The sequence below is a fragment of the Lelliottia sp. genome, assembly GCF_045627565.1.
Classification (GTDB): Bacteria; Pseudomonadota; Gammaproteobacteria; order Enterobacterales; family Enterobacteriaceae; genus Enterobacter.
This window is the reverse complement of the sequence record NZ_JAZQNX010000037.1, coordinates 1-26,521: the sequence shown is the minus strand read 5'-3', so window position 1 is coordinate 26,521 and position 26,521 is coordinate 1. Positions and strand designations below refer to the sequence as shown.

The window sequence follows — 26,521 nt, the reverse complement described above, 5'->3', positions numbered from 1 at the left end:
GTTTAGAGTTTGCCTTCAGATTCAATGAATTCTTAGAGGAATGACACATGACTGTAATCAACCACACTCTCGGTTTCCCTCGTGTTGGCTTGCGCCGCGAACTGAAAAAAGCACAAGAAAGTTACTGGGCGGGTCAATCCACCCGCGAAGAGCTGCTGGCCGTTGGCCGCGAGCTGCGTGCTCGCCACTGGGATCAGCAAAAACAGGCGGGGATTGATCTGCTGCCGGTGGGCGATTTTGCCTGGTACGACCATGTTCTGACCACCAGCCTGCTGCTTGGCAACGTGCCGGCTCGTCATCAGAACAAAGATGGATCGGTGGATATCGACACCCTGTTCCGCCTGGGCCGTGGACGTGCGCCAACCGGCGAGCCAGCGGCGGCGGCAGAAATGACCAAATGGTTTAACACCAACTATCACTATATGGTTCCAGAGTTCGTGAAAGGCCAGCAGTTCAAACTGACCTGGACGCAGCTACTGGATGAAGTTGACGAAGCGCTGGCGCTGGGCCACAGCATTAAACCGGTTCTGCTCGGACCGGTCACGTATCTGTGGCTGGGTAAAGTGAAAGGCGAGCAGTTTGACCGCCTGAGCCTGCTGAGCGACATTTTGCCGGTGTACCAACAGGTGCTGGCTGAACTGGCAAAACGCGGCGTTGAGTGGGTACAAATCGACGAACCCGCGCTGGTGCTGGAGTTGCCGCAGGAATGGCTGGATGCGTTTAAACCAGCTTACGACGCACTAACGGGCCAGACCAAACTGCTGCTGACCACCTATTTCGAAGGCGTCACGCCGAATCTCGATACCATCACCGCGCTGCCAGTGCAGGGTCTGCACGTGGATCTGGTTCACGGCAAAGATGAGGTGGCTGAACTCAACAAACGTCTGCCGTCCGACTGGCTACTGTCTGCGGGCCTGGTGAACGGGCGTAACGTCTGGCGCGCCGATCTGACCGAGAAATACGCGCAGATTAAAGACATCGTAGGCAAACGCGATCTGTGGGTTGCCTCTTCGTGCTCTCTGCTGCACAGCCCGATCGATCTGAACGTCGAAACGCGACTGGATGCGGAAGTGAAAAGCTGGTTCGCCTTCGCCCTGCAAAAATGTGAAGAACTGGCTCTGCTGCGCGATGCGCTGAATAGCGGCGACACCGCGAACCTGGTCGAGTGGAGTGCGCCGATTCAGGCACGCCGTCATTCGACTCGTGTGCATAATGCGGCGGTAGAAAAACGTCTGGCGGCGATCACCGCGAAAGACAGCCAACGTGAAAATGCCTATGAAGTTCGTGCCGAAGCACAGCGTGCGCGCTTTAACTTGCCTGCGTGGCCGACCACCACGATCGGTTCATTCCCGCAGACCACTGAAATCCGCGGCCTGCGTCTGGACTTCAAAAAAGGCAATCTCGACGCTAACAACTACCGTACCGGCATTGCGGAACATATCAAACAGGCGATTATCGAGCAGGAACGTTTGGGTCTGGACGTGCTGGTGCACGGCGAAGCCGAGCGTAATGACATGGTGGAATACTTCGGTGAGCACCTCGACGGTTTTGTGTTTACCCAAAACGGCTGGGTGCAGAGCTATGGTTCCCGCTGCGTGAAGCCGCCGGTCGTGATTGGCGATGTCAGTCGTCCGGAAGCGATTACCGTGGAGTGGGCGAAGTACGCGCAGTCTCTGACCGACAAACCGGTGAAAGGCATGTTGACCGGCCCGGTGACCATTCTTTGCTGGTCATTCCCGCGTGAAGATGTGACGCGTGAAACCATCGCCAGGCAGATCGCACTGGCGCTGCGTGACGAAGTGGCGGATCTCGAAGCCGCAGGCATCGGCATCATCCAGATTGACGAACCGGCCCTGCGCGAAGGGTTGCCGCTGCGCCGTAGCGACTGGGACGCTTACCTGCAATGGGGCGTGGAGGCTTTCCGCATCAACGCCGCGGTGGCAAAGAACGATACGCAGATTCATACCCATATGTGTTACTGCGAATTTAACGACATCATGGATTCCATCGCAGCGCTGGATGCCGATGTGATCACCATCGAAACCTCGCGTTCCGATATGGAACTGCTGGAGTCATTCGAAGAGTTCGACTATCCGAACGAAATCGGTCCGGGCGTGTACGACATTCATTCGCCGAATGTGCCAAGCGTAGAATGGATCGAGGCGTTGCTGGCGAAAGCCGCTCAGCGTATTCCGGCAGAGCGCTTGTGGGTGAACCCGGACTGCGGCCTGAAAACCCGTGGCTGGCCGGAAACCCGCGCCGCGCTCGCGAATATGGTGAAAGCCGCGCAGAACCTGCGTCAGGGTTAATTGCCCGAATGACCCTCTCCTCTTTGGGAGGAGGGGAAACAGGCGGCAGGGGGCGAAAACGCCAGCCCTACGCCTGGCCTTCCATCAATCGGCTAATATGAATGCTCAGCCAGGTCAGTTCATCTTTTGGCAGCGTGAGTTGATATTTTTCCTGTACATAATCGCGAATCACCCACGCCACGGTCATGGCATCCGGGCGATGACGCATTAATTCCTGATAAAAATCCTCGGTCTCGCTTACCACAATTTTCCCGGTCAATACCCGCTCGGCAAAGTAGCGCAGATGGGTAATAAACCGCATGTAGTTGACCGACTGCGTATCAATGGTTTTGCTCAATTTATAGCGCACGATCTCGGCGATGCGATTGACCAACTCAACCTGCTGATGCGCCGAATTGTCGTCAGTCTGACCGCTGGCATTAATCAGGTGAAAAGCGATGTTCACCGCTTCGTCCTCCGGCAGGCCAACGCCAAACTGCGCGTTCACGTTTGCCCGCGCCTGCATCCCAACGCTGTATTCTTGCGGGTAGTAGCGCTTCACTTCCCAGCTCAGCTTATTGAGAATCACCTGCCCGCTGCGGCTGCGTTCTACCGCAAAGTGCAGATGCTCTGCGAGAGTGAAAAGCAGCACCGAGTTGAGTTTGTCGCCGCATAGCGTGCGGGCGAGCGTCAAAATCTCGTGGCTTATTTCAAAGAATGCCGCAGGAATGGTGTCCGTGAGCGATAAAAAGTGACGGGACTTGAGATCGCTCAGCGGCAGGAAGACTTTCTCCACCTGCGCTAGGTCGATTTGGCTCCCCGCTTTCGCGCCAAAGCCAATCCCTTTGCCAAACAAAATCATCTCCCGCTGATCGTTGTCGACCAGCAGCATGCTGTTATTGAGCGATTTTTTTATCGTAATCACGGTTATTCCTGCGGCCTGGCCGTTTAGCTCATGTCAGCGCCATTGCTGGCGATCACTTTCTGATACCACCCAAAAGAATCTTTTTTCAGGCGCTTTAACGTGCCGTTGCCTTCGTCATCCTGATCGACATAGATAAAGCCATAGCGTTTGGACATCTGCGACGTGCCTGCGCTAATAATGTCGATGCATCCCCAGGTGGTGAATCCCATCACATCCACCCCTTCATTGATAGCCGCCAAAGTTTGCTCGAAATGGGCGCGGAAATAGTCGATGCGGTAGCTGTCGTGAATCTGGCCATCTTCAACGATATCCTTCGCACCCAGCCCGTTTTCAACGATAAACAGCGGCTTTTGATAACGGTCGTACAGTTCGAGTAAGGAAATTTTTAGCCCGACCGGATCGATTTGCCATCCCCACTCAGACGCAGGCAGATACGGGTTTTTCACCCCAAGAATGGTGTTGCCTGGGATGCGTTCAACGTCCGGTTGCGTCGATTCGGTCAGCGACATGTAGTAGCTGAACGAGACGAAATCGACGGTATGATCTTTTAAAATGCGCTGATCGTTGGCCTGCATTTCAATCTGAATATCGCGGCTCGCCAGATCGCGCAGGATCAGCGGCGGATATTCCCCAAAGACCTGCACATCCGCATAGAAATAGTTTTCGAGATTCTTTTTCAGCGTCGCTTCAACGTCTTCCGGGCGGCAGCTGTGCGGATAGGTGGTGAGTTTGGTGAGCATACACCCGACCTGGCTGCCAGGGATTTTGGCGTGGCAGTCACGCGTGACCAGCGCCGAGGCGACAAACTGATGATGCAGCCCCTGATAAATATCCTGTTTCGCTTTGCCCGGCGCGCTTTTCTCTTCGCGGATACCGGCGGTGGTAAACGGGTGGCGGTGGATGCTGTCGATTTCGTTAAACGTGAGCCAGTAGCGCACCAGATCTTTATAGCGGTCGAAGCAGACATTGCTGAAGCGTACGAACGCGTCCACCACGTTGCGGTGCACCCAGCCGTTATATCGTTCACTCAGCGCCAGCGGCATTTCGTAGTGAGAAAGCGTCACCAGCGGCTCGATGTGATGGCGACGCAGTTCGCGGAACATCTCTTCGTAAAATTTCAGGCCCGCTTCATTCGGCGCCGCGTCTTCGCCATCCGGGAAAATACGCGACCAGGCGATGGACACGCGCAGCACTTTAAAGCCCATCTCGGCAAACAGCGCGATATCGTCTTTATAGTGGTGATAGAAATCGATGCCGCGACGCTTCGGATAAAGTGTGTCATTTTTGCCTTCAAACGCATCCTGAATATTTTCATCCGTCAGCGCCATGTGGCCGTCATAATCTTTCAGCGACAGATTGGGTTTCCAGGTGATGGCATCAGCCACCGACGGTCCTTTGCCATCAACGTTCCAGGCCCCTTCGGCCTGATTGGCGGCAATTGCGCCGCCCCATAAAAAACCTTGCGGGAACGGGAGGGATTTATCCATTACACGGACTCCTTTAGCGTCATGATGATGTGAGGATTTGGATTGTTGTCGTTGTGGCTATGTGGCGTGAGCGAGAAACGTTCGCCGTTAGTGACCACCATTATTACCACCGGATCGAGACCTGCTGCGGTGAGGGTATCCAGAGAGAATTCAATCAGCGTTTCGCCGCTTTTGACGTGTTGGCCTTCCTGCACTTTTGGGGAAAACCCTTCGCCTTGCAGCTTGATGGTGTCGATCCCGATGTGGAAAATCAGTTCCACACCCGCATCGGTGAGTAGACTCAGTGCGTGGCCGCTCTCAAACACGTTAACGATGGTGCCGTCCGCCGGGGCACGCAGCACGCCCTGAGAAGGGACAATCGCGATACCATCACCCATGATTTTGCGTGAGAAAACATCGTCATTCACGTTTTCCAGCGCAATGATTTGCCCTTCTATCGGACGGGTGAACGTCAGTTCTTTGGTTTGCTCAGTGACTTTATCGCGCCACAACAGCAGGGCGCTGATAAAGGCGATGGCGAATGACAGACCCGCACCGGCAAACGCCCACAGGATGTTCAGTGGGTTATCTGGCGAGACGAACATGGAGATACTGGCGAGGCCTGGCCCCACAATCGCAAAGGCTTCAACCGCCATCCAGCCGATAAAAGCGCCCCCCACGATGCTGCCGAGGATCACGCTGTAGAGCGCTTTTTTATTCAGCAGCGTGACTCCGTAAAGCGCGGGTTCCGTAATGCCAAACAGCGCGGAAATGCCCGCCGAAAACGCGGTCGATTTCAGGACCTTGTCTTTACTTTTCAGCGCAATGGCCAGGCACGCACCCGATTCAGCAATGTTGTGCGCCAGCGACGCGGGGAGATACAGCAATTCGCGGCCAAACTGGCTCATGGATGCCACGGCGTAGGGCAGCATTGGTTTGTGCATTCCGGACGCGACCATAAACGGTAGGGCGGCGGCGAGTAATCCTGTCGCCACAAACCCTAATTTTCCGTAAAGCCACAGAATCACCGTTGCCAGACCCGCGCCGAGTTCATAACCTAACGGCCCCAAAATCAGCAGTGTGACGGGAACGGTGACCAGTAACGACAGCATTGGCGAAAGGAAAATGCGCAGCGCGCCGGGTGAGTAACGGTTGAAGAATTTTTCCGTCTGAGCATAAAACAGCACGCAAAGAATGGCCGGGAAAACCTGCGAGGCATAGGCCACGTTGCGCAGATCGAAGGACATGAATTCTGCACCATCGGCCAGCTGTTTGGTCATCGCTGGTAATACCATGACCGCAACGGCTGAGACGGCAACCAGCACGTTGACCTTGAGCTTGGTTGCGGTGGTGATAGCCACCAGGATTGGCAGGAAATAGAGTGGGGCAGAGCCGATATTATCCAGCACTTTGTATGTGGAGCTGTCGCGGCTGAGCCAACCCACTACATCCAGCAACAGCAGCAGTGATTTCAGTACGCCGCCGCCGGCAATGGCGGGAACCAAAGGCTGGAAAACGCTGATCACAAAATCAACGGCTTGCGCCCAGCGGTTGGGTTTATTGGCGTGTGGGTGGGCACTTCCCTGCGTCGTGCCGACCAGAGAACGCACCGCCTCAAAAACCTGAACCACTTCATGTCCGATAATCACCTGGCACTGCACGTTGACGCGCACGCCCAGCACGCCGTCAATTTTCGCCAGCGCGGTTTCATTCACTTTGCTGTTGTCGTACAGGCTCAACCGCAAGCGGGTAGAGCAATGTTCGATATGTTCGATATTCTCAGCGCCACCCACATGGGCGATGACGTCCAGTGCTGTCTGCAAATGATTCATGTCTGGCCCCTGTCTCCAGAGCAAAAAAAAAGACCTGAAGCCCATTTCCCCCGGGGAGGAGAAATGGGCTTCAGGTCTTGCCTACGGAACGTAGTGACACGCCTGTGCTTTTTATAACGGCCAAAAGCTGTTTAAAAGTCAAACAACCGTTGTGCTTCGTGCGCTAAATTGTGAGCGGCTTAACTCTTTTTCGCGCCATACTGCCGAAACCACGCCAGCATTCGCTGCCAGCCATCTTTGGCAGACTCTTCGTGATAGCTTGGGCGATAATCGGCATTAAACGCATGTCCCGCCTCCGGATAAACCACGATTTCTGCTTTGGCATTTGCGGCTCGCAGCGCCTGACGCATGGTCTCCACGCTCTCCAGCGAAATCCCCGTATCTTCGCCACCATACAGGCCAAGAACGGGCGCGTTGAGATCGACCGCGATATCCACCGGATGCTTAGGTGAATTCAGCGTTTTTTCGCCAACCAGCTTGCCGTACCAGGCCACGGCGGCTTTCAATTGCGGATTGTGCGCGGCGTAGAGCCAGGTGATACGTCCGCCCCAGCAGAAACCCGTAACCATTAATCGATGCGCATCGCCGCCGTTACGCGCCGCCCAACTGGCGACATGATCGAGATCGGCCAGCACTTGTGCATCCGGTACTTTGCTGACCAGATTGCTGAACAGGGTGGGGATATCACTGTATTCATTGGGGTCGCCCTGACGGAAGTACAGCTCCGGCGCGACGGCCAGATAACCCTCCAGCGCCAGGCGACGGCAGACGTCCCGAATATGTTCGTGAACGCCAAAAATCTCCTGAACCACAATGACGATCGGCAAAGGCCCGTCCGCATTCTTTGGACGCGCGTGATACGCGGGCATGTTTTCACCCTGTGAGGGGATCGAGGTTTCGCCTGCCGTGATGGCGTCTTCAGACGTTGAAACAATGGTTGACGCGAGAGGGGCGGCGGCAGGTGCAAAATTCGTTTTTTGAGTCATGGTATTCTCCGTACCCGTTGGTGCAAATAAATATAGACCTCAAGTTAACAATTCACAGTGCCCGAAACGGGCTATCTTTTGTGCAGTAGTAAACGATATAACTTGTTAGTGTGATTCATGTCACTATTTTATGGTAATTAACTGCAATCATTTTCATTCGTGGTGAGGTCTGTCACGAAAATGTACCCGGTGCTTCTGTAAAGTACCGTTTTACTTCTTCTGACAACCCGACCCACAGAGGAGTCACCTATGTCTAAGTCTGATGTTTTTCATCTCGGCCTCACTAAAAACGATTTACAAGGGGCTACGCTGGCTATCGTCCCTGGCGATCCTGAGCGTGTGGAAAAGATCGCCGCGCTGATGGATAAGCCGGTTAAGCTGGCTGCGCATCGCGAATTCACCACCTGGCGTGCTGAGCTGGATGGCAAAGCGGTTATCGTGTGTTCGACCGGTATCGGCGGCCCGTCTACTTCTATCGCTGTTGAAGAGCTGGCACAGCTGGGCATTCGTACTTTCCTGCGTATCGGGACGACTGGCGCTATTCAGCCGCATATCAACGTCGGCGACGTGCTGGTGACCACGGCTTCTGTGCGTCTGGACGGGGCAAGCCTGCACTTTGCGCCAATGGAATATCCAGCCGTAGCGGACTTTGAATGTACCACTGCGCTGGTTGAAGCCGCGAAATCCGTGGGCGCAACGACCCACATCGGCGTGACCGCCTCTTCTGATACCTTCTACCCAGGCCAGGAACGTTACGACACCTTCTCCGGTCGCGTAGTGAACCGCTTCAAGGGTTCAATGGAAGAGTGGCAGTCCATGGGCGTAATGAACTACGAAATGGAATCTGCAACGCTGCTGACCATGTGCGCAAGCCAGGGTCTGCGTGCCGGTATGGTGGCGGGTGTTATCGTTAACCGCACCCAGCAAGAAATTCCAAATGCAGAAACCATGAAGAAAACCGAAAGCCATGCGGTGAAAATCGTGGTTGAAGCGGCTCGCCGCCTGATCTAGTTTCCCCTTTCAGAGAAAAGGCCGACGCGTTCGGCCTTTTCTTTTTGCGTAGCGCCTCGCAGGAAACCCCTTTCAAACTGGACGTTTATACAGCACAATTCTATTTTGTGCGGGTAATGGTTTGATGCAGGGGGCGTTGTGGATATCTCAATCCTAATTTATGCAGTGATTGCGCTGGTGGGCGCGGGTGTGGGCTGGCTGATGTCCAGTTACCAGCATGCGCAACATAAAGCCGATCAGCTGGCCGATCGTGAAGAGATGGTGGCTGAGCTCAGCGCTGCAAAACAACAGCTTACCCAGAGCGCACACTGGCGTGATGAGTGCGAATTGCTCAACAACGAATTGCGTAATCTGCGTGATATCAACACCTCTTTAGAAGCCGATCTGCGCGAAGTCACCACCCGTCTGGAATCCACCCAGCTGCATGCTGAAGACAAAATCCGTCAGATGATCAACAGCGAACAGCGCCTGAGCGAGCAGTTTGAAAATCTGGCTAACCGTATCTTTGAGCAGAGCAATCGCCGCGTTGATGAGCAGAATCGCCAGAGCCTGAATGGTTTGCTGACCCCCTTGCGTGAACAACTGGATGGTTTTCGTCGCCAGGTGCAGGACAGCTTTGGCCAGGAGTCGCGCGAACGCCACACGCTGGCGCATGAGATCCGTAACCTCCAGCAACTGAATGCGCAGATGGCGCAAGAGGCGGTCAACCTGACCCGTGCGCTCAAGGGCGACAATAAAACGCAGGGTAACTGGGGCGAAGTGGTGCTTACCCGCGTGCTGGAAGCCTCTGGTCTGCGAGAGGGATACGAATACGAAACGCAGGTCAGCATAGAAACCGACACTCGGTCGCGGATGCAGCCTGATGTCATCGTGCGTCTCCCGCAAGGTAAAGACGTGGTGATTGACGCCAAAATGACGCTGGTGGCCTACGAACGTTACTTCAATGCCGAAGATGACTTCACCCGAGAATCCGCGCTCCTGGAGCACATCGCCTCCATGCGAAATCACATTCGCCTGCTGGGGCGAAAAGATTATCAGCAGTTGCCAGGCTTACGCTCGCTGGATTATGTGCTGATGTTTATTCCGGTCGAGCCGGCATTTTTGCTGGCGCTCGACAGACAACCTGAACTTATCACCGAAGCGTTGAAAAATAATATTATGCTCGTCAGCCCCACTACGCTGCTGGTGGCGCTGCGCACCATCGCTAACCTGTGGCGCTACGAGCATCAAAGCCGTAACGCGCAGCAAATTGCCGATCGCGCCAGCAAGCTGTACGACAAAATGCGCCTGTTTGTAGACGACATGTCATCCGTTGGGCAAAGCCTGGACAGAGCGCAGGATAATTACCGCCAGGCGATGAAAAAACTCTCGTCTGGCCGAGGAAATCTGCTTTCGCAAGCTGAAGCGTTTCGCAGCCTGGGTGTTGAAGTCAAGCGCGAGATTAATCCGGAATTGGCGGAGCAGGCCACGGCTCAGGACGAAGAATATCGCCTGCGTGACGGGGCAGGTGAGCAAAATACAGGCAATCAAGACAACGATTTAGCTGCACAAGCGTCGTCCGAAACGCAGGCAGACCGATTCTTTCGGGGTGGTTGAATCGTAGGGCAAACGCGCCCAATCTGTTACACTTCACGAACATTTGACGGATTAGCAGGCACTGAGATGGTTGACGATTCACAAGATACAACACACTTTGGCTTTCAGACTGTCGCCAAAGCGCAGAAAGCTGACATGGTTGCCCACGTATTCCATTCCGTGGCGGCAAAGTACGATGTTATGAATGACCTGATGTCATTCGGAATACATCGCTTGTGGAAGCGCTTCACTATCGATTGTAGCGGCGTTCGTCGTGGTCAAACCGTGCTGGATCTGGCGGGTGGTACAGGTGATTTAACCGCGAAATTCTCCCGCATGGTTGGCGACACTGGCCGCGTAGTGCTGGCAGATATCAACGACTCCATGCTGAAAATGGGGCGTGAAAAGCTGCGTAACATTGGCGTTGTCGGCAACGTTGAATATGTTCAGGCAAATGCCGAAGCCCTGCCATTCCCGGACAATACGTTTGACTGCATCACTATTTCTTTTGGTCTGCGTAACGTCACCGATAAAGAAAAAGCGCTGCGTTCTATGTATCGCGTGCTTAAGCCCGGTGGACGTTTACTGGTGCTCGAATTCTCCAAACCTATTATCGAACCGCTGAGCAAAGCCTACGATGCCTATTCATTCCACGTTTTACCGCGTATCGGTGAAATGGTGGCAAACGATGGCGAAAGCTACCGCTATCTGGCGGAATCTATCCGTATGCACCCTGATCAGGACACCCTAAAAGCGATGATGCAGGATGCTGGGCTTGAGAACGTTGAGTATTTCAACCTGACGGCCGGTGTTGTTGCCTTGCATCGCGGCTACAAGTTCTGAGTGGAAGCGGCCTATGCCTATTAAACCCTTAGTCACCGCAGGCATCGAAAATGTCCTGAACACGTTTCTGTATCGCTCTCCGGCGCTAAAAACGGCTCGCCAGCGTCTGAACGGTAAGGTCCTTCGCATTGTATTGAAGGAGTTCTCCACGCCGCTGGTGCTGGTCTTTAGTGAACGTCAGCTTGATGTGGTCGGCGAGTGGGAAGGCGAGGCCGACTGCTCAGTCATCACCCATATGAGCGTGTTACCGAAGTTACGCGACCGTCAGCAACTCACCGCGCTGATTCGCAGTGGCGAACTGGAAGTGGAAGGCGATCTGCAGGTCGTGCAGAACTTTGTCGCCCTTGCCGATCTGGCCGAGTTTGATCCGGCTGAACTGCTGGCGCCCTACATTGGCGACATTGCGGCCGAAAGCATTAGCAAGGTCCTTCGTGGCGGCTCGTCATTCCTGCGTAAAGGGTTACAGCGCCAGCAACGCTATGTTGCTGAGGTGATTACTGAAGAGTGGCGTATGGCGCCAGGCACGCTGGAATTAGCATGGTTTGCGGAAGAAACGTCTGCCGTTGAACGTGCCGTCGACGCGCTAACCAAACGGCTGGAAAAACTGGAGGGCAAATGACGCCTGGTGAAATTCGGCGCCTCTATTTTATCGTTCGCACCTTTTTAAGTTACGGGCTCGACGAACTCATTCCCAAAATGCGAATCACTCTGCCGTTGCGGATTTGGCGGCGCATGCTGTTCTGGATGCCTAATCGTCATAAGGACAAGCTGCTGGGCGAACGGTTACGACTGGCATTACAGGAGCTTGGCCCGGTATGGATTAAGTTTGGGCAGATGCTTTCCACTCGTCGCGACCTTTTCCCGCCACAAATCGCCGATCAGTTGGCCTTGCTTCAGGACCGCGTTGCTCCCTTTGACGGTGCGCGGGCTAAGCAGCAGATCGAAGAGGCGATGGGCAATATCCCCGTCGAAACCTGGTTTGATGATTTTGATATTAAGCCTTTAGCGTCCGCTTCCATTGCGCAGGTTCATACCGCGCGCCTGAAAGAGAACGGCAAAGAGATCGTTATTAAAGTGATTCGCCCGGATATCCTGCCGGTTATCAGAGCGGACATGAAGCTGATTTATCGCCTGGCGCGCTGGGTTCCGCGTTTGCTGCCGGATGGCCGTCGACTGCGCCCGATGGAAGTGGTGCGCGAGTATGAAAAAACGCTCATCGATGAACTGAATTTGCTGCGCGAATCTGCCAACGCCATCCAGCTGCGTCGTAACTTTGAAAACAGCCCAATGCTGTATGTGCCGGAAGTGTATTCTGACTATTGCAGCCAGAATATGATGGTGATGGAGCGTATCTACGGTATTCCCGTGTCGGATATCGTGGCGCTTGAAAACCAGGGAACGAACATGAAACTGCTGGCCGAACGTGGCGTGCAGGTCTTCTTCACCCAGGTTTTCCGCGACAGCTTTTTCCATGCCGACATGCACCCAGGAAATATCTTTGTCAGTTACGAGCACCCGGAAGATCCGAAATATATTGGCATTGACTGCGGTATCGTCGGCTCGTTGAACAAAGAAGATAAGCGCTACCTGGCAGAGAACTTTATCGCCTTCTTCAATCGCGATTATCGCAAGGTGGCAGAGTTGCACGTTGATTCCGGTTGGGTTCCGCCCGATACCAACGTTGAAGAGTTTGAATTTGCGATTCGCACCGTATGTGAGCCCATTTTTGAGAAACCGCTTTCCGAAATCTCCTTTGGTCACGTCCTGCTGAATCTGTTTAACACGGCTCGACGTTTTAATATGGAAGTACAACCGCAATTAGTTTTACTTCAGAAAACATTACTTTACGTCGAAGGCGTAGGCCGACAGCTCTATCCTCAGTTAGACTTATGGAAAACAGCGAAACCTTTCCTTGAGTCATGGATCAAGGATCAGGTCGGGCTGCCTGCGCTGGTGCGCTCTTTTAAAGAGAAAGCCCCGTTCTGGATTGAAAAAATGCCGGAGATTCCTGAGCTGATTTATGACAGTTTGCGTCACAGCAAGAACCTTCAGCACAGTATGGATAAAATCACCCGCGAGCTTCAGTCTAACCGCGTGCGGCAGGGGCAATCGCGCTACCTCTTTGGTATTGGCGCAACCCTGCTGCTGAGCGGAACATTGCTACTCATTAATCGACCAGACTGGCAAATGATGCCCGCCTGGTTGATGGCCGGCGGCCTTGTGGTTTGGCTTATTGGGTGGCGAAAAACGCGCTGAATTAGCGTCGCTATCACCGGGTTGCATACGTATAATGTGACCTGATTAATTAATCATCTATCGAGGATGTTGTATGGGTGGTATCAGTATCTGGCAATTGTTGATCATTGCCGTCATCGTCGTTCTGCTGTTTGGTACCAAAAAGCTCGGTTCTATCGGTTCCGATCTTGGCGCGTCCATCAAGGGCTTTAAGAAAGCCATTAGTGATGATGAAGATAAGCAGGATAAATCCAACCAGGATGCGGATTTCACGGCCAAGTCTATCGCTGATAAACAAGACGAAGCCAAAAAGGAAGACGCTAAACGCCACGATAAAGAGCAGGTGTAATTCGTGTTCGACATTGGCTTTGGTGAACTGGTACTGGTATTCGTGATCGGCCTTATCGTTTTAGGTCCGCAGCGTTTACCGGTAGCAGTAAAAACTGTTGCAGGCTGGGTACGCGCGCTGCGCTCGCTGGCGACGACGGTTCAAAATGAACTGGCGCAGGAACTCAAAATGCAGGAGTTTCAGGACAGCCTGAAAAAGGTTGAAAAAGCGAGCATGAGCAATTTATCGCCGGAGCTGAAAGCATCGATGGATGAGTTGCGCGAGGCCGCGGAATCCATGAAACGTTCCTACAGCGTCAACGATCCTGAAAAAGCGAGCGACGAAGCCAACACCATTCGTAATCCGCTGGTGAAGGATAATGAAGCGCAGCATGAAGGCGTGACGCCTGCGGGTGCAGAACATCAGGCCAGTGCACCGTCGCAAGCGCCTGAAGGGCAAGAGCCGTTACCTGCGGCAGAATCCGTTGCGAAAGTGACGCCCGCAGAAGTGAAAGCTACCGCACCCGCTTCCGAATCATCCCCCTCGTCGAGTGATAAAGCGTAAACATGGCAGTAGATGATACTCAACCACTCATTGCGCATCTGATTGAGCTGCGTAAGCGTTTGTTAAACTGCATCATTGCAGTTTTGCTGATTTTCCTGTGCCTGGTTTATTTCGCGAACGACATCTATCAGATTGTCTCCGCGCCGTTGATTAAGCAAATGCCGCTGGGCGCAACGATGATTGCGACCGATGTGGCCTCGCCGTTTTTCACGCCAATCAAGCTGACCTTCTGGGTTTCGCTGATCGCCTCCGCACCCGTCATTTTGTATCAGGTGTGGGCATTCGTGGCACCGGCGTTATATAAGCACGAACGTAAGCTGGTGATCCCGCTGTTGGTCTCCAGTTCGCTGCTGTTTTATATCGGCATGGCCTTTGCGTACTTCGTGGTCTTCCCGCTGGCGTTTGGCTTCCTGACGCATACTGCGCCAGAAGGAGTACAGGTCTCGACCGACATCGCCAGCTATCTTAGCTTCGTCATGGCGCTGTTTATGGCGTTCGGCGTGGCGTTTGAAGTGCCCGTCGCTATCGTTCTCCTGTGCTGGATGGGCGTGACAACGCCTGATGATCTGCGCAAGAAGCGCCCGTATATGCTGGTTGGCGCATTTGTTGTCGGCATGCTGCTGACGCCGCCGGATGTTTTCTCGCAAACGCTGCTGGCCATACCGATGTATTGTCTGTTTGAAGTCGGCGTATTCTTCTCGCGCTTCTATGTGGGCAAGCGACGTCCGCAGGAAGACGAAGAAGACGAGCCAGAAAAAACGACAGAAGAATAAAACCAGCCGCCCGAAAGGGCGGTTGTCATATGGGAGACCGCATGTTTGATATCGGATTGAATCTGACCAGCCCTCAATTTGCCAACGACCGCGATGACGTTGTGGCGCGCGCGTTTGCCGCAGGGGTAAAAGGACTGCTGCTAACGGGAACGAATCTTCACGAAAGTGAGCATGCACAACAGTTGGCTCAAGGCTATGAGCGCTGCTGGTCAACGGCGGGAGTCCATCCGCATGACAGCAGCCAGTGGACTGACGAAAGTGCTGAAACGCTCTACAAGCTGGCGAAAACCGAGGAAGTCGTTGCCATCGGCGAGTGCGGTCTTGATTTCAATCGTAACTTTTCCACGCCCGTTGAGCAGGCAGCGGCGTTTACCGCTCAGCTCGCCATCGCAGCCGAATTGGAAATGCCGGTGTTTATGCATTGTCGCGATGCGCATGAGCGTTTTCTGACCTTGCTGGAGCCGTGGCGGGATAAACTGCCGGGCGCGGTGTTGCATTGCTTTACCGGCTCGCGACAGGAGGCGGTAGATTGCCTGAATCGAGGGCTCTATCTGGGCATTACCGGTTGGGTGTGTGACGAACGACGCGGTATCGAATTGCGCGAGCTATTACCGGTAATTCCTGTCGATCGCCTGTTGGTCGAAACGGATGCGCCGTATCTTCTTCCACGCGATATGAAGCCGAAACCCGCGTCGCGACGCAATGAACCGGCTTATCTCGGGCATATTGTTGAGCGTGTTGCGCACTGGCGCGGAGAAGATATGCAGTGGCTTGACGCGCAGACCGATGAAAACGTGCGTCGTCTGTTCGGGATAACATTTTAAACTTTGCGGAAGGCGGTGTTTGCAACGCTCTGGAGCACTTGTTTGTTCAGCAAATTGAGCAGCAGCATTGAGCGGGCTTCGCCGTCCGGCTCAGAGAATATCGCCTGCAATCCTTCGAATGCGCCTTCGGTGATCACCACATCATCGCCGCAGAAGGGCGTGTCGGGATCGGTAATATCGTCCGGCTGTTTATAGACAGAAAGCTGGTGAATAACCGTAAAAGGAACGGTGGCGGGTTGCGCACCAAAGCGAACGAAGTGGCTGACGCCGCGCGTGGCGTTGATGGTCGTGGTGTGAATCACTTCCGGGTCAAACTCGACGAACAGGTAGTTCGGAAAAAGGGGTTCGCTAACCATAGTGCGCTTACCGCGCTGGATTTTTTCGAGCGTGATAACAGGGGTCAGACAATTAACGGCCTGACGCTCAAGATGTTCCTGCGCACGCTGGAGCTGCCCACGTTTGCAATACAGTAAATACCACGCTTGCATAATTACCCTTTCCCTTTGTTTGCGGCGCAAGCATATCAAAACCCTGTCGGGATCGCTAAGGTGATTATAATGGCCAAAAGGGGATGATGACGTGGAAGTTCACGCTAATTTAACAAAATTACAGCGTACTGGTGACGAACGCCGTATAATGAAGCGCTTACAGAGAGGCCATGACTAACTGCATGAAATACCACGATCTACGCGACTTCCTGGCGCTGCTGGAAAAGCAGGGCGAACTCAAACGCATCACGCTTCCTGTTGATCCCTATCTGGAAATGACAGAAATCGCTGACCGCACACTGCGTGCTGGTGGCCCTGCGCTGCTGTTTGAAAATCCGAAAGGCTATTCCATGCCGGTGCTGTGTAACCTGTTCGGCACGCCTAAACGCGTGGCGATGGGCATGGGGCAGGAAGACGTGTCGGCGTTGCGTGAAGTCGGCAAATTGCTCGCATTTTTGAAAGAGCCGGAGCCACCAAAAGGCTTCCGCGATCTGTTCGATAAGCTGCCGCAGTTCAAACAAGTGTTGAACATGCCAACCAAACGCCTGCGCGGCGCGCCGTGTCAGCAGAAAATCCTCGAAGGCGATGCGGTCGACTTGACCCGTATCCCGATCATGCAGTGCTGGCCAGAAGATGCCGCGCCGCTGATTACCTGGGGTTTGACGGTGACCCGCGGACCGCACAAAGAACGCCAAAATCTGGGTATTTATCGTCAGCAGTTAATCGGCAAAAATAAGCTGATTATGCGTTGGCTGTCGCATCGTGGTGGCGCGCTTGATTTCCAGGAGTGGTGTGCGGCACATCCGGGCGAACGCTTCCCGGTTTCTGTCGCGTTAGGGGCCGATCCCGCGACCATTCTCGGGGCGGTCACGCCGGTGCCTGACACCCTTTCGGAATATGCTTTTGCAGGCCTGCTGCGCGGCACGAAAACCGAAGTGGTGAAGTGTGTTTCCAATGACCTGGAAGTGCCGGCCAGCGCGGAAATCGTGCTGGAGGGGTATATTGAACAGGGCGACATGGCACCGGAAGGGCCATATGGCGACCACACGGGATACTACAATGAAATCGATAATTTCCCTGTGTTTACCGTTACCCATATTACTCAGCGTGACGATGCCATTTATCACTCGACATACACAGGCCGTCCGCCGGATGAGCCCGCCGTACTGGGCGTAGCGCTGAACGAAGTGTTTGTGCCGATTCTGCAAAAACAGTTCCCGGAAATTGTCGATTTCTATTTGCCGCCGGAAGGCTGTTCATATCGCCTGGCCGTTGTAACCATCAAGAAGCAGTATGCGGGTCACGCCAAACGCGTAATGATGGGCGTATGGTCTTTCTTGCGCCAGTTTATGTACACCAAATTTGTTATTGTCTGTGATGATGACGTTAATGCCCGTGACTGGAATGATGTTATCTGGGCGATTACAACGCGGATGGACCCGGCGCGTGACACGGTGTTAGTTGAAAACACGCCAATTGATTATCTGGATTTTGCCTCGCCGGTTTCCGGTCTTGGCTCAAAAATGGGACTGGATGCCACCAATAAATGGCCCGGCGAAACCTCGCGCGAATGGGGTCGTCCGATTCAAAAAGACCCAGAAGTGACGGCGCGAATCGACGCGATCTGGGACGAACTGGCCATAATGAATAACGGTAAGCCTGGAACTGACCGTTAAGCCCTATAGACTTCCCGACAGAGAGAGCGAATGACAACCTTAAGCTGTAAAGTGACCTCGGTAGATGCTATTACCGACACCGTATATCGCGTCCGTTTGGTTCCTGAGGCGGCATTTTCTTTCCGCGCGGGCCAATATTTGATGGTTGTGATGGATGAGCGTGATAAGCGTCCTTTCTCTATGGCGTCTACGCCAGCGGAGCAGGAGTTTATTGAGTTACACATAGGTGCGTCAGAGCTTAATCTTTATGCCATGGCTGTTATGGATCGCATCCTGAAAGAGCATGAAATTCAGGTCGACATTCCGCACGGCGAAGCGTGGCTGCGTGAAGACGAAGACCGTCCGCTGATTCTGATCGCGGGCGGTACAGGGTTCTCCTACGTACGCTCTATTCTGCTTACCGCGCTGGCGCAGAATCCTGACCGCGATATCACCATCTACTGGGGCGGTCGTGAAGAAAAACACCTGTACGACTTGTCTGAGCTGGAAGCGTTGAGCGTGACCCACCAAAATCTGCGCATCGAGCCAGTGGTTGAGCAGCCGGAAGAGGGATGGCGTGGGCGCAGCGGTACGGTTCTGACGGCGGTGTTGCAGGATCACGGCACGCTGGCGGGACACGATATCTATATTGCAGGCCGTTTTGAGATGGCAAAAATTGCCCGCGATCTGTTCTGTAACGAACGTGATGCGCGTGAAGATCGCCTGTTCGGCGATGCGTTTGCGTTTATCTGAGAATAAAAAACCCGCCCCTGACAGGCGGGAAGAACGGCAACTAAACCTTCCCCGTCATAATTCGCGCTGCCTCTTTGTTGGCTGCCTTCGGTCACCCCGGTCACATAGTTAACTATGTGACCGGGGATTCTCTCAGTTGCCGCCGCGATGCAACGCCAATGATTTAGGGGATAATTCTTTATTTACACCCTTTCAAATACCGTCGCGATCCCCTGACCCAGCCCGATGCACATCGTCGCCAGACCAAATTGAGCGTCTTTGCGTTCCATCAGGTTAATCAGCGTGGTGCTGATACGCGCACCTGAACAGCCCAGCGGATGCCCCAGCGCAATTGCGCCGCCGTTGAGGTTGATCTTCTCGTCGATCTGCTCCATCAGGCCCAGATCTTTAATGCACGGCAGGATCTGCGCGGCGAAGGCTTCGTTCATCTCAAATACGTCGATATCGCTGGCGGTCAGCCCGGCTTTCTTCAGCGCCAGTTTTGACGCCGGAACCGGACCGTAACCCATAATCGAAGGATCGCAGCCGACTACCGCCATGGAGCGGATTCGCGCGCGGGGTGTCAGACCCAATTCACGAGCACGACTTTCACTCATGACCAGCATGGCGGCAGCACCGTCGGAAAGCGCCGATGACGTTCCTGCCGTAACCGTGCCGGTTACCGGATCGAATGCCGGACGCAGGGCGGAAAGCGCTTCAACCGTTGTTTCCGGACGAATCACTTCGTCGTAGTAATATTGTTTCAGCACGCCATCAACATCATGGCCGCCGGTGGGCAGTATTTCGTTCTTAAATGCACCGGATTGCGTCGCGGCCCAGGCACGGGCGTGAGAACGCGCGGCGAACTGGTCCTGCATTTCACGGCTGATACCGTGCATGCGTGAGAGCATTTCAGCGGTCAGCCCCATCATGCCCGCGGCTTTGGCGACGTTACGGCTCATGCCCGGATGGAAATCCACGCCGTGGCTCATCGGGACGTGACCCATATGTTCCACACCGCCGACCATGCAGACCTGCGCATCGCCGGTCATGATCATGCGAGCCGCATCATGCAAGGCCTGCATAGACGATCCGCACAGGCGGTTGACGGTAACCGCCGGAACGGAGTGTGGGATTTCCGCCAGCAGAGACGCGTTACGCGCAATGTTAAAACCTTGCTCCAGCGTTTGCTGCACGCAGCCCCAGTAAATATCATCAATCGCACTTGCTTCCAGCGCCGGGTTGCGCGCCAGCAGGCTCCGCATCAGGTGCGCGGAGAGATCTTCCGCACGTACGTGACGAAATGCGCCACCCTTTGAACGGCCCATCGGGGTGCGAATTGCATCGACAATGACAACCTTTTCCATTGTGACTCCTTAAGCCGTTTTCAGCGCGCCGACCGGACGGGCTGGCTCAACTGGCGGATAATACGGTTCGTTATGGCGGGCTTTGTTGCGCAGACCGTCCGGCACTTCGTATAGCGGACCGAGCTGCTGATATTGCTGAGCCATATCGAGATATTTGGCGCTGCCGAGCGTATCCAGCCAGCGGAACGCGCCGCCGTGGAACGGAGGGAAACCGAGGCCGTAAACCAGCGCCATATCAGCTTCTGCCGGGCTGGCGATAATGCCTTCTTCCAGACAACGCACCACTTCGTTGACCATCGGGATCATCATGCGCGCAATGATCTCTTCGTCGCTGAAATCGCGCTTCGGCTGACTGACGTCGGCCAGTAAACCCTCTACCGCAGCATCGTCTTCTTTCTTCGGCTTGCCTTTGCTGTCTTCTTTATAGCGCCAGAATCCCAGGCCGTTTTTCTGCCCGAAGCGATTGGCGTCAAATAGTGCGTCGATAGCGTCGCGATAATCTTTTTGCATGCGCTGCGGGAAACCAGCGGCCATCACCGCCTGCGCGTGATGGGCGGTATCAATCCCGACCACATCCAGCAAATAGGCAGGGCCCATCGGCCAACCGAACTGTTTTTCCATCACTTTATCGACTTTGCGGAAGTCCGCGCCGTCGCGTAGTAGCTGGCTAAACCCTGCGAAGTAAGGGAACAGCACGCGGTTGACGAAAAATCCCGGGCAGTCGTTAACCACGATCGGTGTTTTGCCCATTTTGCTGGCCCACGCCACCACTTTGGCGATGGTTGCGTCGGACGTTTTTTCTCCGCGAATCACTTCAACCAGCGGCATGCGGTGTACCGGGTTAAAGAAGTGCATACCGCAGAAGTTTTCCGGGCGCTTCAGAACGCTCGCCAGCTCGCCAATGGGAATGGTAGAGGTATTGGACGCGAGAACGGTATCCGGACGAACTTTATCTTCTGTTTCCGCCAGCACCGCTTTTTTGATTTTCGGGTTTTCAACAACGGCTTCGACAACCACATCGACACGATCAAAACCGCTGTATTCCAGTGTTGGATGGATAGTCGAAATGACGCCCGAGAGTTTCAGTCCATCAATTTTTCCGCGCTCCAGCTGTTTATTCAGCAGCTTCGCGGCTTCGGTCATGCCCAGCGTCAGGGATTTGTCGTTGATGTCCTTCATGATCACCGGCACGCCTTTCCAGGCGGACTGATAGGCGATCCCGCCGCCCATGATGCCCGCACCCAGAACGGCGGCCTGCTTTGGCATCTCAACATTTTTTGTCAGCTGTTTTGCTTTGCCTTTCACGAACTGATCGTTCAGGAAAATACCAACCAGCGCGCGGGCTTCATTGGTGTGCGCCAGCGGGACGAAACTTTGGTTTTCGAGTTTGAGCGCCTCTTCACGACCCAAGCGCGCAGCGGCTTCGATGGTTTTCACGGCGGTAATCGGCGCCGGATAGTGTTTGCCCGCCGTCTGCATCACCATGCCTTTGGCAATGGTAAAGCTCATGGTCGCTTCGATTTTGCTGAGCTTCAGTGGCTCGAGCTTCGGCTGACGTTTGGCTTTCCAGTCGAGATCGCCATTGATCGCCTGACGTAAAATGCTGATTGCGCCATCGCGCAGTTTTTCGGCTTTCACGATGCCGTCGATCAGACCGATTTTGAGCGCCTGATCCGCGCCGACGTCTTTCCCGGCGGCAATGATTTCCAGTGCGCTATCGGCACCCAACATGCGCGGCATACGAACAGAGCCGCCAAAGCCTGGCATGATACCCAGTTTGGTTTCCGGCAGGCCGATTCGCAGATCTGGCGTTGCCAGACGGTAGTCGGTCGCCAGCACGCATTCGCAGCCGCCGCCGAGTGCATAGCCGTTAACAGCCGAAATTGTCGGGACCGATAAATCTTCCAGTCGATTAAACACGCTGTTGGCAAAATGCAGCCACTGGCTGAGTTGTTCTTCCGGGACCTGGAATAAAGAGAGGAATTCGGTGATATCCGCGCCAACGATAAAGGCGGCTTTTTCAGAACGCAGCAGCAGACCTTTGAGGTCAGATTGTTTTTCGAGTACATCCAGCGCTTGGCCAAGGCTGGCTACGGTCGCAGTATCGAGCTTGTTGACTGAGCCGGGGGCATCAAACACCAGTTCGGCGATGCCATCTTCCAGCCAGTCCACGTATAGGGTGTCACCTTTGTAGAGCATGTCAGTCTCCTGAATCCAGCAAGTGGATCTGGTCATACCAGATGAAACCGAGTGTGGGATTTATGTTAATAAAATGCAAATTTATCATTAAGAAATTGCTGCAGGGATCACGCTCGGCGGAGATCACGCAGGAGAAGTGAGGTGTGCTAAGATGCGAAGACTAGAGCTCAAACATGAAAGGAATAATGATGGACTCACTGGCAGCACTTTATAAAAATCATATTGTTACGTTGCAAGAACGTACCCGCGACGTACTGACTCGTTTTAAACTCGATGCGCTGCTTATCCACTCCGGTGAGCTATTGAATGTCTTCCTCGATGACCATGCTTATCCGTTCAAGGTTAATCCACAGTTCAAAGCCTGGGTTCCGGTGACGCAGGTTCCAAACTGCTGGTTGCTGGTTGATGGCGTGAACAAACCGAAACTGTGGTTCTATTTACCGGTCGATTACTGGCACAACGTTGAACCGCTGCCGACAACATTCTGGACGGAAGAAGTGGATGTGATCGCTCTGCCGAAAGCGGACGGTATTGGCAGCCAGTTACCTGCTGCGCGTGGCAACATCGCCTACATCGGTCCGGTTCCTGAGCGCGCGTTGGGTCTGGATATTCCGGCAGACAAAATCAACCCGAAAGGTGTGATCGATTATTTGCATTACTACCGCGCTTATAAGACCGACTATGAACTGTCCTGCATGCGCGAAGCACAGAAAACCGCAGTGAATGGTCATCAGGCAGCGCACGAAGCGTTCCTGTCCGGCATGAGCGAGTTCGATATTAATCAGGCTTACCTGACGGCGACGGGTCATCGTGATACCGACGTGCCTTACGGGAATATTGTGGCGCTGAACGAGCACGCCTCCGTTCTGCACTACACCAAACTGGATCACCGCGCGCCTTCGGAAATTCGCAGTTTCCTGCTGGATGCGGGTGCAGAGTACAACGGTTACGCGGCGGATCTGACGCGTACCTGGGCGGCAAACAGCGATACCGATTTTGCGCACCTGATTAAAGACGTGAACGACGAACAGCTGGCGCTTATCAGCACCATGAAAGCGGGTACGAGCTATGTTGACTATCATATTCAGTTCCATCAGCGCATCGCTAAGCTGCTGCGTAAGCATCAGATTGTGACGGATATGAGCGAAGAGGCGATGGTCGAAAACGATCTCACCGGGCCTTTTATGCCGCACGGTATTGGCCATCCGCTGGGTCTGCAGGTTCATGATGTGGCCGGTTTTATGCAGGATGATACGGGAACGCATCTGGCGGCACCGTCTAAATACCCGTACCTGCGTTGCACTCGCGTGCTGGAACCGCGCATGGTGTTGACTATCGAACCAGGCATCTACTTTATTGATTCTCTGCTGAATCCATGGCGTGAAGGTCAGTTCAGCAAGCACTTCAACTGGCAGAAAATTGATGCGTTGAAACCTTTTGGTGGCATTCGTATTGAAGATAACGTGGTGGTTCACGAGAACAATATCGAAAACATGACGCGAGATCAGAAGCTGGCGTGATGGACAGTTGGCTGATACCGGCCGAGCCGGTCACCTTCTCTGAAGAGATCAAAAAAAGCCGTTTTATCACGCTGTTGGCTCACACCGATGGCGTGGAGGCGGCGAAAGCGTTTGTTGAGTCAGTTCGTGCAGACCATCCCGACGCACGCCATCATTGCGTGGCGTGGGTGGCCGGAGCACCTAACGATTCGCAAAAGCTGGGGTTATCTGATGATGGTGAACCTGCTGGAACGGCCGGTAAACCGATGCTCTCTCAGCTGATGGGGAGTGGCGTCGGTGAAATTACCGCGGTCGTCGTTCGTTATTACGGCGGCATATTATTAGGGACCGGCGGGCTGGTTAAGGCTTACGGCGGCGGTGTCCAGCAGGCGCTTAATCAGCTCAACACCCTCCGCAAAACGCCATTAACCGAATATACTTTGTTGTGTGATTACGCTCAGTTATCCGGCATCGAAACGCTGCTTAAGCAATTTAACGGCGTGATTGTGCAAAGTGATTACCAGGCGACGGTTCAATTACGCGTGGCACTTCCTCTGGCGGAGCACTCGGCTTTTTCAGCAAAACTGGCTGATTTTAGTCGCGGTGCGTTGCAATTGCTGCCGATTGAAGAATAATCCCCACCTTACTTTCTGAATACCAAAGGAAACGGCAGAGATGCATTTTCGTGCCATAACCCGAATCGTTGGACTGCTGGTTATCCTCTTCTCCGGGACAATGATTCTCCCTGGACTGGTGGCGCTTATCTATCGGGACGGCGCAGGGCGGGCGTTCACACAAACCTTCTTTGCTGCGCTGGTGATTGGCTCAATGCTGTGGTGGCCAAACCGTCGTGAAAAGGGCGAATTGAAATCCCGTGAAGGCTTCCTGATCGTGGTTCTGTTCTGGACCGTGCTGGGAAGCGTAGGGGCGCTGCCGTTTATCTTTGCTGAACAGCCAAATCTGACGGTCACCGATGCCTTCTTTGAATCTTTTTCCGGGTTGACGACCACGGGCGCGACGACGCTGGTGGGGTTAGATTCGTTACCGCATGCGATTCTCTTTTATCGTCAGATGCTGCAGTGGTTCGGCGGTATGGGGATCATCGTATTAGCCGTTGCGATTCTGCCTATTCTGGGTGTCGGGGGGATGCAGCTCTACCGCGCGGAAATGCCCGGGCCGCTTAAAGATAATAAGATGCGCCCGCGTATCGCCGAGACGGCCAAAACCCTCTGGTTCATCTATGTGTTGCTCACCGTTGCCTGCGCGCTGGCCCTGTGGTTTGCCGGGATGCCTGCGTTTGATGCGATTGGACACAGCTTCTCGACGATTGCGATTGGCGGATTCTCCACGCACGACGCCAGCGTGGGGTATTTCGACAGTCCGACCATCAACACCATTATTGCTGTCTTCTTATTGATCTCCGGCTGTAACTACGGTCTTCACTTCTCTTTATTAAGTGGACGTAGTTTGAAGGTGTACTGGCGCGACCCGGAATTCAGGATGTTTATTGGGGTGCAGCTAACGCTGGTGGTGATTTGTACATCGGTCTTATGGCTCCACGATGTTTACAGTTCGGCCGTCACCACCGTCAACCAGGCGTTCTTCCAGGTTGTGTCGATGGCGACCACCGCGGGATTCACGACGGACAGTATTTCCCGCTGGCCGCTGTTCCTGCCGGTCTTGCTTTTATGCTCTGCTTTTATAGGCGGGTGTGCGGGATCCACGGGCGGGGGGTTGAAGGTGATTCGTATCCTTCTGCTGTTTAAACAGGGGAATCGTGAGCTGAAACGACTGGTGCATCCGAATGCGGTATACAGTATTAAGCTCGGTAACCGCGCGTTACCGGAACGTATCCTCGAAGCGGTATGGGGTTTCTTCTCTGCTTATGCGCTGGTCTTTATCGTCAGCATGCTGGCCATTATTGCGACGGGCGTTGATGATTTCTCGGCGTTTGCTTCTGTCGTGGCAACGCTTAATAACCTCGGGCCAGGGCTTGGCGTCGTAGCGGACAACTTTGCCAGCATGAATCCGGTGGCGAAATGGATCTTGATTGCTAATATGCTTTTTGGGCGTCTTGAGGTCTTTACGCTGCTGGTGCTGTTCACCCCAACATTCTGGCGCGATTAAGGAAGTATTTGGTGAAGACATTAATACTATTCTCCACACGAGACGGGCAGACGCGCGAGATTGCTTCTTATCTGGCCTCTGAATTAAAAGAGCAGGGCGTTTATGCCGACGTAGTGAATCTGAATCGTACGGAAGAGATTGTGTGGCAGGACTACGACCGTGTGGTGATCGGCGCGTCGATTCGGTACGGACATTTTCATCCCGCGGTTGATCGCTTCGTGAAGAAACATGCTGTCACGCTGAATGTGCTGCCGAGCGCTTTCTATTCTGTGAACCTTGTAGCGCGTAAAGCAGAGAAGCGTACGCCACAGACGAACAGCTATACGCGCAAGTTCCTGCTGAGCTCTCCGTGGCAACCCACGCTGTGCGCCGTGTTTGCTGGCGCGCTGCGTTACCCTCGTTATCGCTGGCTTGACCGTTTTATGATTCGTTTAATTATGAAGATGACGGGTGGGGAAACCGATACAAGTAAAGAAGTGGTCTATACCGACTGGCAGCAGGTTGCCAGTTTTGCGCGGGATATCGCACAATTAACGGCCAATGCGCGGGTTTAATAAACGTAAAGTTTGAAAAATAAGCGAACGAAAACTTTTTTGAAATTTATGCTTGTCACCTCAGAATAACTCCCTATAATGCGCCTCCACTGACACGGAACAACGGAACACAAGCCGCCGGGTCAGCGGGGTTCAGCGATGAACGCCGGCAGAGAAAAGCGAAAATAAACGCTTGACTCTGAATGAGGAAAACGTATTATACGGGACCTCGCAACGGTGAGCGAAAGCCGCGTTGCACTGCTCTTTAACA

General features: G+C 53.9%; 23 protein-coding genes. 16 read left to right on the top strand and 7 right to left on the bottom strand.

Translation table 11 applies throughout. The annotated features are described in order from the left end of the window. The first annotated feature begins 47 nt into the window (after window positions 1–47). The gene (metE, locus tag ACKI5T_RS17880; protein WP_407439183.1) at window positions 48–2,309 is read left to right on the top strand and encodes a 5-methyltetrahydropteroyltriglutamate--homocysteine S-methyltransferase; all 2,262 of its coding nucleotides are present in this window, start codon (window positions 48–50) and stop codon (window positions 2,307–2,309) included. Window positions 2,310–2,376: 67 nt separating this feature from the next. Here the strand turns inward: metE and ACKI5T_RS17875 are convergent, their stop codons facing one another. From ACKI5T_RS17875 to ACKI5T_RS17860, 4 genes are all read right to left on the bottom strand, one after another. After that, window positions 2,377–3,213, bottom strand: a complete 837-nt coding sequence (locus ACKI5T_RS17875) for a PRD domain-containing protein (protein ID WP_407439182.1) — start codon at window positions 3,211–3,213, stop codon at window positions 2,377–2,379. A gap of 23 nt (window positions 3,214–3,236) precedes the next feature. Continuing rightward, window positions 3,237–4,700 (bottom strand): glycoside hydrolase family 1 protein, encoded by a 1,464-nt coding sequence (locus ACKI5T_RS17870; protein WP_407439181.1) that lies wholly within the window; start codon window positions 4,698–4,700, stop codon window positions 3,237–3,239. Further along, window positions 4,700–6,511 carry a beta-glucoside-specific PTS transporter subunit IIABC gene (locus ACKI5T_RS17865; RefSeq protein ID WP_407439179.1) on the bottom strand — a complete coding sequence of 604 codons (1,812 nt, stop codon included), beginning with the start codon at window positions 6,509–6,511 and terminating at the stop codon, window positions 4,700–4,702. Before ACKI5T_RS17865 ends, ACKI5T_RS17870 begins: the two co-directional genes overlap by 1 nt. A gap of 179 nt (window positions 6,512–6,690) precedes the next feature. Beyond that, on the bottom strand, window positions 6,691–7,497 hold the full coding sequence (locus tag ACKI5T_RS17860) for a dienelactone hydrolase family protein (protein WP_407439177.1): 807 nt from the start codon (window positions 7,495–7,497) through the stop codon (window positions 6,691–6,693). Window positions 7,498–7,746: 249 nt separating this feature from the next. Here ACKI5T_RS17860 and udp point away from each other — a divergent pair, with 249 nt between their 5' ends. The 9 genes from udp to tatD all read left to right on the top strand — a co-directional run bounded on the left by udp (window position 7,747) and on the right by tatD (window position 15,650). Then, window positions 7,747–8,508 carry a uridine phosphorylase gene (gene udp / locus ACKI5T_RS17855; protein WP_015960922.1) on the top strand — a complete coding sequence of 254 codons (762 nt, stop codon included), beginning with the start codon at window positions 7,747–7,749 and terminating at the stop codon, window positions 8,506–8,508. Between the two features lie 138 nt (window positions 8,509–8,646). Continuing rightward, entirely contained in the window at window positions 8,647–10,104 is a 1,458-nt protein-coding gene (rmuC, locus tag ACKI5T_RS17850; RefSeq protein ID WP_407439175.1) for a DNA recombination protein RmuC, read from the top strand. Between the two features lie 66 nt (window positions 10,105–10,170). Beyond that, complete coding sequence (ubiE, locus tag ACKI5T_RS17845; RefSeq protein WP_015960920.1) at window positions 10,171–10,926, top strand: bifunctional demethylmenaquinone methyltransferase/2-methoxy-6-polyprenyl-1,4-benzoquinol methylase UbiE; 756 nt, start codon at window positions 10,171–10,173, stop codon at window positions 10,924–10,926. 13 nt (window positions 10,927–10,939) lie between these two features. Then, window positions 10,940–11,545, top strand: a complete 606-nt coding sequence (gene ubiJ / locus ACKI5T_RS17840) for a ubiquinone biosynthesis protein UbiJ (protein WP_015960919.1) — start codon at window positions 10,940–10,942, stop codon at window positions 11,543–11,545. Continuing rightward, on the top strand, window positions 11,542–13,182 hold the full coding sequence (ubiB, locus tag ACKI5T_RS17835; RefSeq protein WP_015960918.1) for a ubiquinone biosynthesis regulatory protein kinase UbiB: 1,641 nt from the start codon (window positions 11,542–11,544) through the stop codon (window positions 13,180–13,182). Before ubiJ ends, ubiB begins: the two co-directional genes overlap by 4 nt. A 73-nt stretch (window positions 13,183–13,255) precedes the next feature. Then, a complete protein-coding gene (gene tatA / locus ACKI5T_RS17830; protein WP_015960917.1) occupies window positions 13,256–13,510 on the top strand; it encodes a Sec-independent protein translocase subunit TatA in 255 nt (84 codons plus the stop codon). 3 nt (window positions 13,511–13,513) lie between these two features. Beyond that, on the top strand, window positions 13,514–14,053 hold the full coding sequence (tatB, locus tag ACKI5T_RS17825) for a Sec-independent protein translocase protein TatB (RefSeq protein WP_407439172.1): 540 nt from the start codon (window positions 13,514–13,516) through the stop codon (window positions 14,051–14,053). Window positions 14,054–14,055: 2 nt separating this feature from the next. Next, window positions 14,056–14,826: a Sec-independent protein translocase subunit TatC gene (tatC, locus tag ACKI5T_RS17820; protein ID WP_015960915.1), complete on the top strand. Its 771-nt coding sequence runs from the start codon at window positions 14,056–14,058 to the stop codon at window positions 14,824–14,826. A gap of 41 nt (window positions 14,827–14,867) precedes the next feature. Beyond that, window positions 14,868–15,650: a 3'-5' ssDNA/RNA exonuclease TatD gene (gene tatD / locus ACKI5T_RS17815; RefSeq protein ID WP_407439169.1), complete on the top strand. Its 783-nt coding sequence runs from the start codon at window positions 14,868–14,870 to the stop codon at window positions 15,648–15,650. Here tatD and rfaH read toward each other — a convergent pair. Next, window positions 15,647–16,138 (bottom strand): transcription/translation regulatory transformer protein RfaH, encoded by a 492-nt coding sequence (gene rfaH, locus ACKI5T_RS17810; RefSeq protein WP_407439167.1) that lies wholly within the window; start codon window positions 16,136–16,138, stop codon window positions 15,647–15,649. The two genes, tatD and rfaH, sit on opposite strands and share 4 nt — an antisense overlap. A gap of 170 nt (window positions 16,139–16,308) precedes the next feature. Here rfaH and ubiD point away from each other — a divergent pair, with 170 nt between their 5' ends. Then, window positions 16,309–17,814, top strand: coding sequence for a 4-hydroxy-3-polyprenylbenzoate decarboxylase (ubiD, locus tag ACKI5T_RS17805; RefSeq protein ID WP_407439165.1), 1,506 nt, complete (start codon window positions 16,309–16,311; stop codon window positions 17,812–17,814). Window positions 17,815–17,844: 30 nt separating this feature from the next. Then, a complete protein-coding gene (gene fre, locus ACKI5T_RS17800) occupies window positions 17,845–18,546 on the top strand; it encodes an NAD(P)H-flavin reductase (protein ID WP_015960911.1) in 702 nt (233 codons plus the stop codon). A gap of 182 nt (window positions 18,547–18,728) precedes the next feature. On the opposite strand, the gene fadA is transcribed toward fre, so the two are convergent. Then, on the bottom strand, window positions 18,729–19,892 hold the full coding sequence (gene fadA / locus ACKI5T_RS17795; protein WP_407439163.1) for an acetyl-CoA C-acyltransferase FadA: 1,164 nt from the start codon (window positions 19,890–19,892) through the stop codon (window positions 18,729–18,731). 9 nt (window positions 19,893–19,901) lie between these two features. Further along, window positions 19,902–22,091, bottom strand: a complete 2,190-nt coding sequence (gene fadB, locus ACKI5T_RS17790; RefSeq protein ID WP_407439161.1) for a fatty acid oxidation complex subunit alpha FadB — start codon at window positions 22,089–22,091, stop codon at window positions 19,902–19,904. Window positions 22,092–22,279: 188 nt separating this feature from the next. Between fadB and pepQ the strand changes: the two genes are divergently transcribed. Genes pepQ through hemG form a run of 4 tightly spaced genes read left to right on the top strand, consistent with a single transcriptional unit; the run spans window position 22,280 to window position 26,271 of the window. Continuing rightward, window positions 22,280–23,611 (top strand): Xaa-Pro dipeptidase, encoded by a 1,332-nt coding sequence (pepQ, locus tag ACKI5T_RS17785; protein WP_015960908.1) that lies wholly within the window; start codon window positions 22,280–22,282, stop codon window positions 23,609–23,611. Continuing rightward, on the top strand, window positions 23,611–24,225 hold the full coding sequence (locus ACKI5T_RS17780) for an IMPACT family protein (protein WP_407439247.1): 615 nt from the start codon (window positions 23,611–23,613) through the stop codon (window positions 24,223–24,225). The genes pepQ and ACKI5T_RS17780 overlap by 1 nt, the downstream gene beginning before the upstream one ends. Window positions 24,226–24,265: 40 nt before the next feature. Further along, window positions 24,266–25,717 (top strand): Trk system potassium transporter TrkH, encoded by a 1,452-nt coding sequence (gene trkH, locus ACKI5T_RS17775; RefSeq protein WP_015960906.1) that lies wholly within the window; start codon window positions 24,266–24,268, stop codon window positions 25,715–25,717. An 11-nt stretch (window positions 25,718–25,728) separates the two neighbouring features. Then, window positions 25,729–26,271, top strand: coding sequence for a menaquinone-dependent protoporphyrinogen IX dehydrogenase (gene hemG, locus ACKI5T_RS17770; protein ID WP_407439159.1), 543 nt, complete (start codon window positions 25,729–25,731; stop codon window positions 26,269–26,271). The last annotated feature ends 250 nt before the right edge of the window (window positions 26,272–26,521 follow it).